Origin of the sequence: Nocardia fusca NBRC 14340 (assembly GCF_001618425.1) — a bacterium.
Lineage (GTDB): Bacteria > Actinomycetota > Actinomycetes > Mycobacteriales > Mycobacteriaceae > Nocardia > Nocardia fusca.
In genome coordinates this window covers 16,497-30,369 of record NZ_BDCU01000069.1, presented here as the reverse complement: position 1 = coordinate 30,369, position 13,873 = coordinate 16,497, and the positions used below count along the sequence as shown (strand labels likewise).

The following is a 13,873-nucleotide window of genomic DNA, read 5'->3' as shown; positions in this document are numbered from 1 at the left end:
ACCATGATCGATCAGATCACCACGCCGACCTTCGCAGTAGAGGATCCGGCCACCCTCGAGGTCGTCGGGCACGTCCGCGACCTCGGTCCGGCCGATGCCAGAGCCGCGGTCGACCGTGCTGCGGCCGCGTTCTCGAGCTGGTCCCGCGCCGCCCCGCGCCGCCGTGCCGACGTCCTGCGCCGCGCGTACGAGCTGATGCTGCGCGACCGAGATGAGCTGGCCACGCTGATCTCGCGCGAGAACGGGAAATCTGTCCAGGACGCGACCGACGAGGTGGTCTACGCCGCCGAGTTCTTCCGCTGGTATTCCGAGGAGGCGGTCCGCGCCGCCGGTGCGTACGGCAACTCACCGGCGGGGGAGGCCCGCACGATCGTGACGCGCAGACCCGTCGGGGTCGCAGCGCTGGTCACTCCGTGGAACTTCCCCGCGGCGATGGCCACCCGCAAGATCGGACCAGCGCTGGCCGCGGGTTGCACGGCGGTCGTCAAACCGGCAGCTCTCACTCCGCTCACCATGCTCGCGATTGCCGAGATTCTCGGCGAGGCCGGTCTCCCCGAGGGAGTCCTCGAGGTGGTGACGACACGCAGCTCCGGCGCGGTGGTCTCGGCCTGGATGGCGGACGACCGCGTCCGCAAGATCTCGTTCACCGGCTCCACCGAGGTCGGGCGCACGCTGCTGCACCAGGCCGCGGACCGGATCGTCAACGCGTCGATGGAACTGGGCGGCAACGCACCCGTTATCGTGACCGAGGACGCGGACCTGGCAGCGGCCGTCGAGGGCACGCTGGTGGCCAAGTTCCGCAATGGCGGACAAGCGTGCACGGCAGCCAACCGCGTCTACGTCCACGCCGATATCGCCCGACCGTTCCTGGACGCGTTCGTTGCCGCGGTCGGCAAGCTGACGGTCGGCCCGGCGCTCGACGGTGCCGTGATCGGCCCGCTGGTGAGCGCGAACGAGCGGCAACGCGTCAGCGCGGCGGTGGAGCTCGCCGTCCGCAACGGAGCGCGGGTGGCCTACGCGGCGGAGCTACCCGCGGCGCCCGGCCACTTCTACCCACCGACCGTCCTCGTCGACGTCGCACGCGACTCCACGATCGTGAGCGAAGAAATCTTCGGACCCGTTGCCCCGATCCTCGAATGGACCGACGAGGACGACCTCCTCGACCACCTCAACGACTCCGAGCTCGGTCTGGCGGCCTACGTGTTCGCCGGTGACCTGGCCCGCGCCATCCGCATCGCCGAGCGGCTCGAGGTCGGCATGGTGGGGATCAACCGCGGCATGGTCTCCGACCCGTCGGCGCCATTCGGCGGCGTGAAACAGAGCGGCCTGGGGCGCGAGGGGTCGCGCGACGGCCTGCGCGAATACCAGGAAACGCAGTACCTCAGCGTGGATTGGCCCACCTGACCAGCGACCTCGTACGAGCTGATCACCACCCAGCAACCAACACCACGGAATGAGAATCATGCAGATCGACAATGTCGCGGCCGTCGTCACCGGCGCCACCTCCGGGCTCGGCAACGCGACCGCCGCGGCACTCGCGGCCAAGGGCGCCCGCGTCTTCGGGCTCGACCTCGATATCGCCACCGCCCCTCGGATCGACGGCGTCACCTACATCGAGGCCGACGTCACCAGCGAAGACCAGGTACGGGCCGCAGTCGCGCACGCCGCCGAGCAAGGTCCGCTACGAATCGTCGTCAACTGCGCCGGCATCGGAACACCCGCCCGCATCCTGGGCAAGGCCGGCGTCCACGACCTGGCCCACTACGCCAAAATTGTCGAGGTCAACCTGATCGGCACCTTCACCGTGCTCGCACTCGCCGCCGAGGCGATCGCGCGAACCGAACCACTCGACCACGCCCAACGTGGTGTCATCGTCAACACCGCATCGGTCGCGGCGTTCGAGGGCCAGATCGGACAGGCGGCCTACTCGTCCTCGAAGGGCGGCGTGGTCGGCCTCACCCTCCCGGCAGCCCGCGACCTCGCCCAGCACGGCATCCGCGTGAACACCGTGGCCCCGGGAATCGTCGACACTCCTATGCTCGCCACTCTCGGCGAGGAAGTCCGGGAGAGCCTTGCCGCGGGTGTCCCATTCCCCAAGCGCCTCGCGCGGCCATCCGAGTACGCCGACCTCGTCGCGTTCATCGTCGAGCACGACTACCTCAACGGCGAGACCATCCGCATGGACGGGGCCTTGCGACTGGCACCACGCTGACCCTCGACACTGTCCGGAAGGAAGCCACCACCATGAACTCAGCTGTCATCGTCGATATCGTCCGGACCGCCTCCGGGAAGGGCAAACCAGGCGGTGCCCTCTCCGGGGTCCACCCGGTCGACCTGTTCGCAACCCTGCTCACCTCGCTCGCCGAGCGCAACGACCTCGATCCGGCCGTTGTCGACGACGTGATCGCCGGATGTGTGACCCAGGCAGGCGACCAGGCTCTCAACATCGCCCGCAACGCTGTCCTGGCCGCAGGTTTCCCGATCGAGGTGCCCGGCACCAGCATCGACCGGCAATGTGGTTCCTCGCAGCAGGCGACTCACTTTGCCGCCCAGGGCATTATCGCCGGCGCGTACGACGTCGTGATCGCCGGCGGCGTCGAATCGATGAGCCGCGCTCCAATGTTCTCCTCGGTACGCGGTGGGCATCCCAGGGCGCCCCTGGAGAAGCGATTCCCGTCCCTGCCCGACCAGGGCATCGGCGCCGAGCGGATCGCCGCCCGATGGAAGCTCGACCGCGAAGCTCTCGACACATTCGCCGCCGAGTCGCACCACCGCGCCGCGACGTCGGCCACCGGCGGAGACTTCGGCCAGGAGATAGTCCCTATCGCGCTTCCCGGCGGCGGCCTCCACAGCGAGGACGAGACCATCCGGGCGACGACGTCTGTAGCAGGGCTGGCCGGTTTGAATCCGTCGTTCTACGACGACGAGATGGCCGGTCGGTACCCGGAGATCGGATGGCACATCACTGCGGGAAACTCCTCCCCGTTGACCGATGGCGCGAGCGCGGCACTGATCATGAGCGAAGAGAAGGCCGGACAACTCGGGCTGACTCCGCGTGCCCGGTTCCACAGCTTCGCCGTCGTGGGGTCAGACCCGGAAATCATGCTGACCGGCCCGATCCCGGCGACACACAAGATTCTCGAGAAGGCCGGACTGGCTATCGACGACATCGACGCGTACGAGGTCAACGAGGCGTTCGCGTCGGTACCGCTCGCGTGGGCGGCAGAGTTCGATGCGGACCCGACCAAGCTCAACCCACGTGGCGGCGCGATCGCCCTCGGCCACCCCCTCGGCGGCTCCGGGACACGGTTGATGGCGACAATGGTCAACTATCTCGAGGACACCGGCGGCCGCTACGGCCTCCAGACCATGTGTGAAGGCGGTGGTATGGCCAACGCGACCATCATCGAACGCCTCGGCTGACACCGTAACGGCCAACGGGCCCGGCCGGCAGCCGGTGATCGTCGAACGGGCTCCGCAACGCCGGAAAGGCGGCTACTTCGTCGGTCTGCCGGCGGCGGGCCCGGCAAGATCACGGCCTACGGCTGGAGTACTAGGAACGGACCCGGCCCGCGGGCGCGGTCCAGCCGGTGGAGCGGATCCACTCGGCCAGGTCCCAGGTGGTCGGCTCGATCGCCTTCACTGCTGCGAGGTCTGACGGGTATTCGGACGCCTTGGCGAACTGGCGGAACATCGCCTTGTCGAGGTCGTTGCCGAGGACGCTCAATGGCAGGACCTCGTAGCGTGACGGTAGCCCGGCGCGCGCGCCGAACGCGGCGGCGATCTGGGGGCCCGTCGGCTCGTCGCCGATGACCTCGATGGCTCCGCCGGGCACGTCCACGGTGTCGAGCAGGATCGCGGCGGCGACCTGGCCGATATCCTTGATCGAGATCATCTTCAGGGCGATGTCGTTCGGCAGCGGCAGCCTCAGCACGATCGTTCCGTCCTCCAGGCTCGGCGCCATCACGGTTGCGAAGTTCTCCATGAAAGCGGCCGGGCGAACCATCGTGGCCCGCAGGCCGGAAAGCTTCAGGTAGTCCTCGATCCGGTGCTTCGAGTCGTGGTGCGGCACGCCCGTTTCGCGATCCGCTCCGAAGACCGAGTTGAACACGACGTGTGGCACGCGGGCTGCGGCAGCCGCATCGACGAGGGCGGTACCCACTCGGACCTCCTCCTCGATCTCCTCGAGGCTGTTCGCTTCCGGGGTCATGAAGTAGAACGCGTCGACTGCCTCCAGTGCGGCGACCGTTGACGCCGGGTCGTCGATCTGGACGGCCGCCAGCTCGACGCCCCGGGCGGCCAGCGCCTGCGCGCGATCGGACTCGGGGGTGCGGACGAGGGCCCGCACCCGCGCTCCTCGGGCCAGGAGCGCGTCGACGACCGACCCGCCCTGCTGTCCCGTCGCACCGAAGACCGCGATCGCACCGTTTTCCCGCGTGACCATGTCGTCACCTCTCGCTAGGGCATGCCATGAGCTCGAACTAGTTCATGGCATGAACAATACTAGTTCACGCCATGAACTGATGCAAGGCATGAGAGTGGCGTCAGAAGGACTGCGCGCGGTATGTCAGGACGAGGTGGAGGCCGAGACACCCGACGCGTCCACGATGGCTGTGGCCAGGCGTTCGAAATCGCGCTGGTCGTCGGCGTCGAGGTTCTCCGCGACGTCGGGAAGGCGCTTGGTGGTCTCGGCGAACACCGCCTCAGCGAGCACCTTCCCCGTGGGCGTCACGCTGAGCATGATGACCCGCCGGTCCTGCTCAGAACTCGCTCGGCTGACCAGGTGGCGCCGCTCGGTGCGATCGACGAGCTGACTCAGCGCGTTCTTGGTCATGCCGAGTGAGGCGGCGAGGTATGCCATCTGCCGCGGCTCGTCCTTGACCGCGCACAGCAGCGTGGCCTGTAAGGAAGTCAGGTCGTACTCGGCGCAGATCTGCGCGTACCTCCGCTGGATCAGGACCGAGAGCCAGAAGAGCTTGTCGCCGTAGTCCACGCCCGCCGCCCCTCATCTGGTGCCCAACGCCCAGTATACCGACGCCGACCGGCTTGCCCGACCGTCCAGCTGCCAGTGAAAGCCGCTTTGCCTTGCCTTCGTAGTGCTGGAGGGTGGCGGGCGCGTCGGAGGGCGCTGAACCGCGTATGTTCGATAGCCGGGCCGGGAGAATGCGAATCAGGTCGGAAGCACCCTTCAATCCACGGGCCCGTCCCAGGTCGCTGGGTAGTCGCCATGTAACCCGGGTAGGCTTCTTTTGCCAAGTGTTGACGTATGCGGCGCTCGTTGCCGGGACGGCTGACAGATGTGTGCAGCTCTGAGTGAGGATGATCCGTCTCCGACGGTCCGTGATGTGGCCGATCCGGTCACGGAGGGGTTGGCTGCGTCCGGGTTGGATGACGCCGAGGAGATCGGACGGGGCGGTTTCGGCGTGGTTTACCGCTGCAAACAGGCGGAGTCGGATCGGGCGGTTGCGGTGAAGGTGCTGCCTGCCGAGTTGGACGCAGAGAGCCGGGCGCGATTCTCCAGGGAACAGCGGGTGATGGGGCGTTTGACCGGGCATCCGAATATCGTCATCATGCTGGAGACGGGTGTCACCGCGGACGGGCGGCCCTACTTGGTAATGCCGTATCACCGGTTGGGGTCATTGGCCGAGCGCATCCGCGAGCAGGGTCCGCTGCCGACCGAGACCGTTCTGGGGATGGGTGTAAAGATTGCTGGAGCCCTGGAGAGCGCGCATCGCCTGGGCGTCCTGCATCGGGACGTGAAACCGGGCAATATCCTGCTGACCGATTATGGTGAGCCGGCGTTGACCGATTTCGGTCTCGCGCGGATTGCCGGGGGGTTCCGGACAGCCGCCGGTGCCCTTACCGGGTCGCCGGCGTTCATGGCCCCAGAGGTCCTCGCGGGTGAGGACCCTACGTCCGCGGCAGACGTCTACGGCCTGGGCGCCACCTTGTTCTGCGCGTTGACCGGACACGCGGCGTTCGAACGGCGAAGTGGCGAAAATGTGGTGACCCAGTTTCTGCGGATCTCCAACGAGCCGGTGCCGAACCTGCACGAGCTGGGCATCGCTGAGGACGTTGCGGCGATGATAGCGGCGGCGATGAGTCGAGAACCACAGCGTCGGCCGACTCTGGTGGCGCTGGGAGAGGCGTTTCAGCAGGCACAACGGCATCACGGGTTTGCCGTCGTCGAGATGGCGTTATCTTCCGAACCGGACGGCGAAGCCCGGGACCGCATGGTCGCCGCGCCACAATGGCGTTCACCGGTGTCAGCGCCTCGGCGGGGCGCGGGGACGTTACCGCTGGAGTTGACCAGTTTTGTCGATCGCCGCAGTGAATTGGCCGCGGTGAAGAATCTGCTGTCCACGGCTCGGCTGGTGACATTGACCGGGACCGGAGGGGTCGGAAAGACTCGGTTGGCGCTGCAGGCAGCCGCTGCCGTGCGCGAGGACTTCGCCGATGGGGTGTGGTTGGTCGAGTTGGCCGATATCTCCGAGCCGGCACTGATCGTCAACGCGGTGGCGACCGCTCTCGGGTTGCGTGATGATCTGGCGCGGTCGTTGTCGGCCGTGGTGCTCGACTTCCTGGTCTCACGGGAGTTGTTGCTGGTCCTGGACAACTGCGAGCACCTGGTGGAGGCAGTGGCGGAACTTGTCGGCAGTTGGCTACAGCACTGCCCCGATTTGCGGATCCTGGCGACCACCAGGGAAACGTTGGACTCTGCCGGAGAGGCGATATTGCAGGTCCCGCCGCTGGCAGCGCCTGAACCGGATCAGGAGCCGTCGCCGCGAGGACTGGCCCGCTACGATGCGCTGACTTTGTTCACCGACCGTGCGACCGCGGCCATGCCAGGTCTGCAGTTCTCGGACGATGACAAGGTGAGTGTGGCTCGGATTTGTGCTCGGCTGGACGGATTGCCATTGGCGATCGAGCTGGCGGCGGCCCGTATACGTACGATGTCTCCGGAGCAGATCTTGCAGCATCTCGACGATCGGTACGCATTGCTGACCCGCGGGAGCCGCACCGCGCCCAGGCGGCAACAGACCCTGCGGTGGTGCATCGACTGGAGCTACGAATTGTGTACCCCGGCCGAGCAGCGGCTGTGGGCCCGGCTGTCCATCTTCGCTGGTGGCTTCGAACTCGACGCCGCCGAGCAGGTGTGCGGAGCTGATTCGGCTGCGGGTGGTCTGCTCGATGTGCTGTCGTCGTTGGTGGACAAGTCGATCCTTACCCGGGACGAGTCGCGTGGTGTGGTGCGATTGCGGTTGCTGGAGACGGTCCGTGAGTACGGTCGGGACAGGTTGCGGGAGTCCGGCGAGGAACAGTTGCTTCGGCGTCGTCACCGCGACTGGTTCAAGCAGCTGGCGCAGTCTGCGGACGCCGAGTGGATCAGCGCTCGGCAGCCCTACTGGTTCGCCAGGATCCAACGCGAACAATCCAACTTACGTGCCGCCCTCGAATACAGCCTGGCCGAAGACACCGAGCAGGCGGCGGAAGCCGGGCTGAAGGTCGCTGTTGCGCTATACGGCGTCTGGACCTTCCTCGGGATGTACAGCGAAGGTCGCCGATGGATCGAGTTGCTCCTCGACCATCCCGCTCAGCAGCCTGTAGCCGACCGGGTAAAGGCTCTTCAAGTGGGCTCCACCATTGCTGCCATGCAGGGTGACCTGCCGACGGCCGCTGAGTTTGCGGAAGAGGGGCATGTGTTGGCTCAACAGGCTCCGATCCCGACAACTCGGGCGCCGATCGCCTACGCCGACGGCTCTGTGGCGCTCTACAGTGGTGATCTTGCAGCGGCGTCTCTGTCCTTCGAACGTGCTGTTGAAGAGCTGGGTTCGAATCGGCAGGGTTTCCCTTACGGTTCTGCTTTGACCTTTCTCGGTTTGGCGCGCCAACTTTCCGGTGATCCGAGGGGGGCGATCGAGTGTTATCAGGAGCTGCTTTCCGTCACTGAGGCGTGTGGCGAAGTACTTTTCCGGTCTGCTGCGTTGTGGGGCATGGGCCTCGCCGCTTGGCAGCAGGGCAGCCTGGCATGGGCGATGGAACTGCTCGAGAATGGCCTGCGGGTCAACCGACAGATGTCCAGTCCGTTCGTTGCTGCATTGCTTCTCGAAGTGCTGTGCTGGGTGCATGGTGACCAGGGCGAAGCCGAGCGCGCAGCAGTACTGATGGGAGCCGCGGAAGAACTGCAGCGGTCCATGGGCAACCCTGCGAGCATTTTCCCTACCTCCCGCCATCACGACGAATGCCTGCTGCTGACGAGATCCGCCCTCGGCGACCGTAGGTTCGATGCGGCTGTCCACAAAGGACGAGCGATGGTGATGGACGAAGCTGTTGCCTACGCGCTCGGTGAACAACCCGCCGAGAACAAGCCCTTGGCAGGGCCCGGCGGGGCGCTGACCAAGCGCGAACAACAGGTCGCTGACCTGATCGCCCAGGGTCTCACCAACAAGCAGATTGCCGCGAATCTTGTGATTTCCCAGCGCACCGCCTCTGGCCATGTCGAGCACATCCTGATGAAGCTCGGGTTCACCTCTCGCGCACAGATCGCGGCATGGATCGCGGAGCGTGCCGAGCAGCAGAATCAGTGACCGTTCCGAATCAGGATGCAGCCTGTGCGGCTGTTACTGTCCCGCGGGGGCTTGGATGGCCCGGCTGGGTTTGTGAGCGCGGGCTACGACTGTTGCCGTCCACACCCGCGCGGTCCGCAACCTACTGGCCGACACCTGAGCCGTGACGGAGACCACCTGTGGAGCCTGGCCAGGAGCGCTGGGCGACCCGGTCGCCGCCGCCGCGCCGCCGCCACGCTGCGGGCGTTGCATTCGGAGCCGGCCGCGCCGTGGAGCAACGACCGCTCGGTCGCGGCGGCGGGAGTCTCCCCGCGCTACTCTGGCGCGCCGGTTCACCACCCTGGTCGGCCGCCCTCCGACGGCGTACCTCACTTGGTGGCGCGTGATCCTTGCCGCCACGATGCTTCGTGACACCCGCGAAACCCTCGTCACTATCGCGGGCCGAGTCGGCTACGGCAGCCCGTACGCACTTTCCCGCGCCTTCGAGCGAGAATTCGCGACTACACCGGGGCGATACCGGGTGCAGGCCGCGGAACGGTCCGCGTACCGCGTGGACCCATCAATCGAATACCCCTGACAACGACGAACTCTGAGACCGGGCTGTCGCCATGCCCGGGGCCGGTCACTACGATAGAGGCCATGGCGGCTTCGTTCTCAAACGGTCTCAACGGCACCGAACCCCGGGCTGGTCGGCGGAACCTCAAGGGCGATATGCGAGAGCAAGCGATCCTTCAGGGTGCTTATGAAACGCTGCGCACCGAGTCGATGCGTACGGTCTCGATTGATGACCTCGCCAAGAGCGCAGGATTGTCGCGGTCATCCTTCTACTTCTATTTCGAATCGAAATGGCAGGTTCTTTCCGCGCTGCTGTCGAGTGTGACCGACGATGTTTTCGTCGCGTCGTCGATGATTTTCGAACGGCCGGCTGGAATCCCGCCGGAGGCCGCGATAGAGCACGCGGTTTCTGAAGTCACGGCTGTCTGGGAGAGACACGGTCACATTCTTCGCGAAGTTGGTGACGCCGCTGCGACGGAACCTGCCTTGCAGGCGCAGTGGGATAAAATCTTGGGCCGATTCATCAAGGCCGCTTCTGTCGCTATCGAGCGCGACCGGTCCACGGGCGTGGCGATCGACGGGCCCCCGGCCCGCGCGCTGGCGGCAGCGCTTATATGGATGGGTGAGAGAAATCTTGGTCTGATGAGCATGCGTAGCGCGAATGCCATCCCGACGGAAGATATGGTGGAGACGGTGACTACCGTGTGGCTCAGAACTGTATTCGGCCTCGAATATGCGGGAACGACGAACCACGCCTGAGTCGAATAGTACGATCGCAGCGAACCGGACTCCGTAGGAAGCGGTTCGCTGCGATCGGGTGTCTATTCAGTTGGTCATATTTGTACGCAACGTACGTTTTCGCCGATGTTGTACGGTGCAATGCGGTGTCGAAATCTCGCTACTGCTGTTGATCCGCAGCCATCTTTGCCATGTTCAATCCAGGCATCAGCATGTGTCCGCCATCGACGAGCATTTCCAGTCCGGTGGTCCAACGTGACTCATCGGATGCCAGCCAGAGTACGGCTTCGCTCATGGCGCGCGGTGGGAGCAACCCGACGTCGCGAAGGGCGGACCAATACTTCGCGCCTTGGAGATCCTCCTTGACTCCTTGCCCCGGGCCCTTGCCCGAACAGAGGTCGTATCCGCCCTGCCAATCCAGCGCAGGGGTATCAGTCGGCCCAGGAAGAAGAATGTTGACTCTGATTCCGTACTGCCCGAACTCGAGCGCGGCACTCTTCGCGAGCCCGATCACGCCGTGCTTCGAGGCGACGTAGTGCACATAGTGTGGTGATCCCTCTACGCCGTTTCCGGAGGACGTCACCACGATCGACCCGCCGCCCCGTGCCTTGATCGCGGGTGTGACAGCTTTCAACGTTCGCCAGACTCCGGTGATGTTGACGTCGAGGACGGCCGCGAACTCCTCTTCGGGGATTTCGTCGAACGGGCGAACGGTCCAAATTCCGGCATTGGCGACGGCAATGTCCAGGCCGCCGAATGCCTTTACGCCGTCGGCGACCAATTCATCGATCGAGGACTGCTTTCGAACGTCGCCCTCGTGTGCGATGATGCGCCGTCCCAATCCCTCGACCTCTTTGACGGTGGTCTGGAGATCTTCCGGCGATCCAGTCGCATAGGGGAGCCCGGTGTCGGTGGGGCAGTCGAGGGCAAGGATGTCAGCACCCTCTTCTGCGAGGCGAATCGCATGAGCTCGCCCCATTCCACGTGCTGCTCCGGTCACCAGAGCAACTTTTCCATCCATTCGTCCCATTGTTATCTCCTCTTTGAGCGGGGTTGTCGTGAATCAGATACTGCGCATTGGGGGCTCGGAACCCAGGGCAGTAAAGCGCGTTGATGATTTCCGTGTCAGACGCGCAGCGACGTGGATGAATTGCATATCCAACGATCAAGACTGGGTATTTATGATAACCAGGAGAACAATCATGCGGTGTCGGACGGCGTGATCAGCTGTAGCAGAATGTCGATTCCAGGCGGCTCGGTCCAGATATGGTCAGAACTGCCGATCTGAAATGGCGAACTGATTGGATCGGGCCGACCGGGACCTCGAATGGTGCATCCGCTCAGATCGGCGTCGCTCAGGCTTTCGCCGAACGCGAGAGCGATATGATCTATTTTGGCCGGTGCACTGCCCAGCGCGTACTCGAGGATCTTCGGCTCATCAATGGTGTACAACTCGATTTTTGCCGAGCCAAGGTTGAGGAACGTTGCCCGAATATTGAGTGCGGGCGATTCGAACCTGGACGCGATGGGAACTGCGAACCTGCCCTGCCATTGGGCCGACGCCTGCTCCAGGTCGCGAACCAATATGCCGACGTGGTCGAGCCGCGGAAATTGTTCCTCGGTCCCGCGAGCGACGTCCGGTGACAGCTTCGGCATCGTCATTGACTTCCGGCGGCGACAAAGTGCGGCGCGACACCTTGGCGGGGTTCGGTCCAACGCTGAGTGATCACCTTGGCCTTGGTATAGAAGCGATACGCGTCGTAATTCAATCCGTCGTCACCGAACCGTGAGTCGCCCCATCCGCCGAACCCGAACCAGGAAATCGGCACCGGAATCGGGACGTTGATCCCGACGCTTCCCGCCCGCACAGTGTGGGCGAATCGACGACCAGCTACTCCACTTGTGGTGAAGATCGACGCGCCGTTTCCGTACGGGCTCGCGTTGACGACACGAAGAGCCTCGTCGAGATCGTCGACGCGGACCACGCTGAGGATCGGGCCGAAGATCTCGTTTTTGTAGAGGTCGCTGTCGGTCTGGACGTGGTCGACCAGACTCGGGCCGATGAAGTACCCCGCGTCATGGGAGTCGTCCTTTCGACCGTCCAGGACGACCGTTCCGCCTTGGCCGGTAGCTGTATCGAGGGCGCTGCGAACTCGATTGACCGCCGACTCCGAGATGAGCGGCCCCATGTCGGAACTCGCCGCGTCTCCCGGGCCCGTGCGGAATGCCTCGGCTCGTTGCACTGTCTTGGCAACGAGCTGGTCGGCGATGTCTCCGACCACCACCGCCACGGGCACAGCCATGCATCTTTGGCCCGCGGCGCCGTACGCGGCCGACACCAACGCGTCCGCCGCCGCATCCAGATCGGCGTCGGGCATCACGACCAGGTGATTGTTCGCTCCGCCGAGCGCTTGCACCTTCTTGCCGACGTCGGCTGAGCGGCGGTAGATCTCACGCGCGACCTGAGTGGAGCCGACGAAAGAGATGGCGGCGACATCGGGATGGTCGATCAGCGCGTTGACTGCATCGACGCCTCCGTGCACGACGTTGAAGACACCGCTGGGCAGACCGGCTTCGGCCAGAAGTTGCGCTAGGCGCACAGACGCCGACGGCACCTTCTCACTGGGCTTGAGCACGAACGAGTTGCCGCACGCGAGCGCTGCCGCGAACATCGACACCGGCACCATAATGGGGAAGTTGAATGGCGTGATGCCGACACATACTCCTAGCGGTTGGCGGAAGGAGTATGTGTCGACGCCTCGGGAGACTTGTTCCGCGAACTCGCCTTTGAGCTGTTGAACCGCGGATGTTGCCACCTCCACGGCTTCGACAGAACGGGCCACCTCGCCCCTCGCGTCAGCCAGGGTCTTTCCTTGTTCCGCGGTGATGATCGACGCGAGCTCCTCGCCGTGTTCCAGCAAGAGCGTGCGAAATGCCAGAAGAATCGTGGCCCGAGCGGGGGTGGGAGTCGACGCCCACGCTTCCGCTGCGCTTCGTGCGCTGGCGACAGCCTGGTCGACGACGTCAGCGCCTCCCAGCTCGACGGCCCGTATCGGGTGACCTGTCGCCGGGTCTACGATTTCGGACTTTGTCGCGCTTGTCGAACCCACGGGAGCGCCGGCGATCCAGTGCGGAACGGTTTCGAGATGGACACCGTTTGTAGTCACAGTTACTCCAAATTAGCGAATTGGCGAATTATTTCTCGAAGGTTCAGGATTTTTTCTCCCGAGGGTGGGGCAGCTCCGGGAACATTTCCAATCCGTAATTCGTCTTGAGATTCTCGACCTCTGCCGCGAGCTGCTCGGGCGTACGCAGTTCGCGATCACGAGCCTCGTAGAAGTACTTGTCGATGCCACTGCCGGGCGCGAAAGTACCGGCTGGTCCCGGTACGAACACGACGAGGATCCTCGCCTCTTCTCCGACGACCTCATAGGTATGCCGCTGGTCCTTACGCCCCCACACAAATTGGCCGGCGCCCGCATTGTACGACCCTGCTTCGGTGTGAATCGTAATTTCCCCGCTCATCACGAAGAAGCCCTCTTCTTCGCGGTGATGGATATGCCAGACCGGCTCGGTTCCGCGAACCCAGTTCGTCTCGATGACAACTAGCTGGCCCTGAGTAGTCTCTCCGGTCGCATGAATCCAGAAATCCACACCGGTCATGAAATCGCCGGTCATTTTGAAATGCACATCATCGCGGTGGGAGACGTAACTCTCCCCGTCTCGGGTTGTCGACGGCTGGATCTGATCGACACCTGGCTCGGTCACCATGGGGGTCCCTTTCGTTTACTCGCCGGGCGAGTAGCTGCGTTCTACCTTGAACAGGATTGAGACTAGACTCACTGTTGGCTGGAGTCAACAGTGTGTCTAGTATTCATGAACTAGCTGTTGAGAGGTGGTATCGCAGTGAATGCCACCCCGTCGCAAGCTGGCTCTCTAGTTCAACTAGACAGACCGTTGACAACTCCAGACAGTATGTGCACAATGCTCCTCACTCGTATGCGCTCAGGCAT

11 protein-coding genes and 1 pseudogene are annotated in these 13,873 nt (G+C 64.3%); 6 read left to right on the top strand and 6 right to left on the bottom strand.

All coding sequences use genetic code 11. The features are described 5' to 3' along the window. Positions 1-3 precede the first annotated feature (3 nt). From NF4_RS34770 to NF4_RS34760, 3 genes are read left to right on the top strand one after another with little or no spacing between them, the layout of a single operon-like run. Positions 4-1,404 carry an NAD-dependent succinate-semialdehyde dehydrogenase gene (locus NF4_RS34770; RefSeq protein WP_063131640.1) on the top strand — a complete coding sequence of 467 codons (1,401 nt, stop codon included), beginning with the start codon at positions 4-6 and terminating at the stop codon, positions 1,402-1,404. Positions 1,405-1,462: 58 nt separating this feature from the next. Beyond that, a complete protein-coding gene (locus NF4_RS34765) occupies positions 1,463-2,212 on the top strand; it encodes an SDR family NAD(P)-dependent oxidoreductase (RefSeq protein WP_063131639.1) in 750 nt (249 codons plus the stop codon). Between the two features lie 32 nt (positions 2,213-2,244). Beyond that, on the top strand, positions 2,245-3,423 hold the full coding sequence (locus tag NF4_RS34760) for a thiolase family protein (protein WP_063131638.1): 1,179 nt from the start codon (positions 2,245-2,247) through the stop codon (positions 3,421-3,423). 130 nt (positions 3,424-3,553) lie between these two features. On the opposite strand, the gene NF4_RS34755 is transcribed toward NF4_RS34760, so the two are convergent. Together NF4_RS34755 and NF4_RS34750 are read right to left on the bottom strand one after the other, a co-directional pair. Continuing rightward, entirely contained in the window at positions 3,554-4,444 is an 891-nt protein-coding gene (locus NF4_RS34755) for an NmrA/HSCARG family protein (RefSeq protein ID WP_063131637.1), read from the bottom strand. 123 nt (positions 4,445-4,567) lie between these two features. Next, positions 4,568-4,993 carry a MarR family winged helix-turn-helix transcriptional regulator gene (locus tag NF4_RS34750; RefSeq protein WP_063131636.1) on the bottom strand — a complete coding sequence of 142 codons (426 nt, stop codon included), beginning with the start codon at positions 4,991-4,993 and terminating at the stop codon, positions 4,568-4,570. A 352-nt stretch (positions 4,994-5,345) separates the two neighbouring features. On the opposite strand from NF4_RS34750, the gene NF4_RS34745 reads away from it, so the two are divergent. The 3 genes and pseudogenes from NF4_RS34745 to NF4_RS34740 all read left to right on the top strand — a co-directional run bounded on the left by NF4_RS34745 (position 5,346) and on the right by NF4_RS34740 (position 9,881). Beyond that, positions 5,346-8,588, top strand: coding sequence for a protein kinase domain-containing protein (locus tag NF4_RS34745; protein WP_369690972.1), 3,243 nt, complete (start codon positions 5,346-5,348; stop codon positions 8,586-8,588). A 142-nt stretch (positions 8,589-8,730) separates the two neighbouring features. Next, positions 8,731-9,144, top strand: a pseudogene (locus NF4_RS37295) (helix-turn-helix domain-containing protein); the annotation flags it as partial. A 62-nt stretch (positions 9,145-9,206) separates the two neighbouring features. After that, positions 9,207-9,881, top strand: coding sequence for a TetR/AcrR family transcriptional regulator (locus NF4_RS34740; protein ID WP_063131635.1), 675 nt, complete (start codon positions 9,207-9,209; stop codon positions 9,879-9,881). A gap of 139 nt (positions 9,882-10,020) precedes the next feature. Here NF4_RS34740 and NF4_RS34735 read toward each other — a convergent pair whose 3' ends face one another. From NF4_RS34735 to NF4_RS34720, 4 genes are all read right to left on the bottom strand, one after another. Further along, complete coding sequence (locus tag NF4_RS34735; RefSeq protein ID WP_198165587.1) at positions 10,021-10,890, bottom strand: mycofactocin-coupled SDR family oxidoreductase; 870 nt, start codon at positions 10,888-10,890, stop codon at positions 10,021-10,023. A 170-nt stretch (positions 10,891-11,060) separates the two neighbouring features. Further along, complete coding sequence (locus tag NF4_RS34730; RefSeq protein ID WP_232330791.1) at positions 11,061-11,522, bottom strand: VOC family protein; 462 nt, start codon at positions 11,520-11,522, stop codon at positions 11,061-11,063. Further along, a complete protein-coding gene (locus tag NF4_RS34725; protein WP_063131633.1) occupies positions 11,519-13,027 on the bottom strand; it encodes a CoA-acylating methylmalonate-semialdehyde dehydrogenase in 1,509 nt (502 codons plus the stop codon). Before NF4_RS34725 ends, NF4_RS34730 begins: the two co-directional genes overlap by 4 nt. A gap of 43 nt (positions 13,028-13,070) precedes the next feature. Next, positions 13,071-13,631 carry a cupin domain-containing protein gene (locus tag NF4_RS34720; RefSeq protein WP_063131632.1) on the bottom strand — a complete coding sequence of 187 codons (561 nt, stop codon included), beginning with the start codon at positions 13,629-13,631 and terminating at the stop codon, positions 13,071-13,073. Positions 13,632-13,873 lie beyond the last annotated feature (242 nt).

Coding starts and splice junctions, on each gene's coding strand:
- NF4_RS34730 (WP_232330791.1), bottom strand. CDS start 11,522: ATGACGATGCCGAAGCTGTCACCGGACGTCGCTCGCGGGACCGAGGAA.
- NF4_RS34720 (WP_063131632.1), bottom strand. CDS start 13,631: ATGGTGACCGAGCCAGGTGTCGATCAGATCCAGCCGTCGACAACCCGA.
- NF4_RS34770 (WP_063131640.1), top strand. CDS start 4: ATGATCGATCAGATCACCACGCCGACCTTCGCAGTAGAGGATCCGGCC.
- NF4_RS34760 (WP_063131638.1), top strand. CDS start 2,245: ATGAACTCAGCTGTCATCGTCGATATCGTCCGGACCGCCTCCGGGAAG.
- NF4_RS34735 (WP_198165587.1), bottom strand. CDS start 10,890: ATGGGACGAATGGATGGAAAAGTTGCTCTGGTGACCGGAGCAGCACGT.
- NF4_RS34740 (WP_063131635.1), top strand. CDS start 9,207: ATGGCGGCTTCGTTCTCAAACGGTCTCAACGGCACCGAACCCCGGGCT.
- NF4_RS34755 (WP_063131637.1), bottom strand. CDS start 4,444: ATGGTCACGCGGGAAAACGGTGCGATCGCGGTCTTCGGTGCGACGGGA.
- NF4_RS34765 (WP_063131639.1), top strand. CDS start 1,463: ATGCAGATCGACAATGTCGCGGCCGTCGTCACCGGCGCCACCTCCGGG.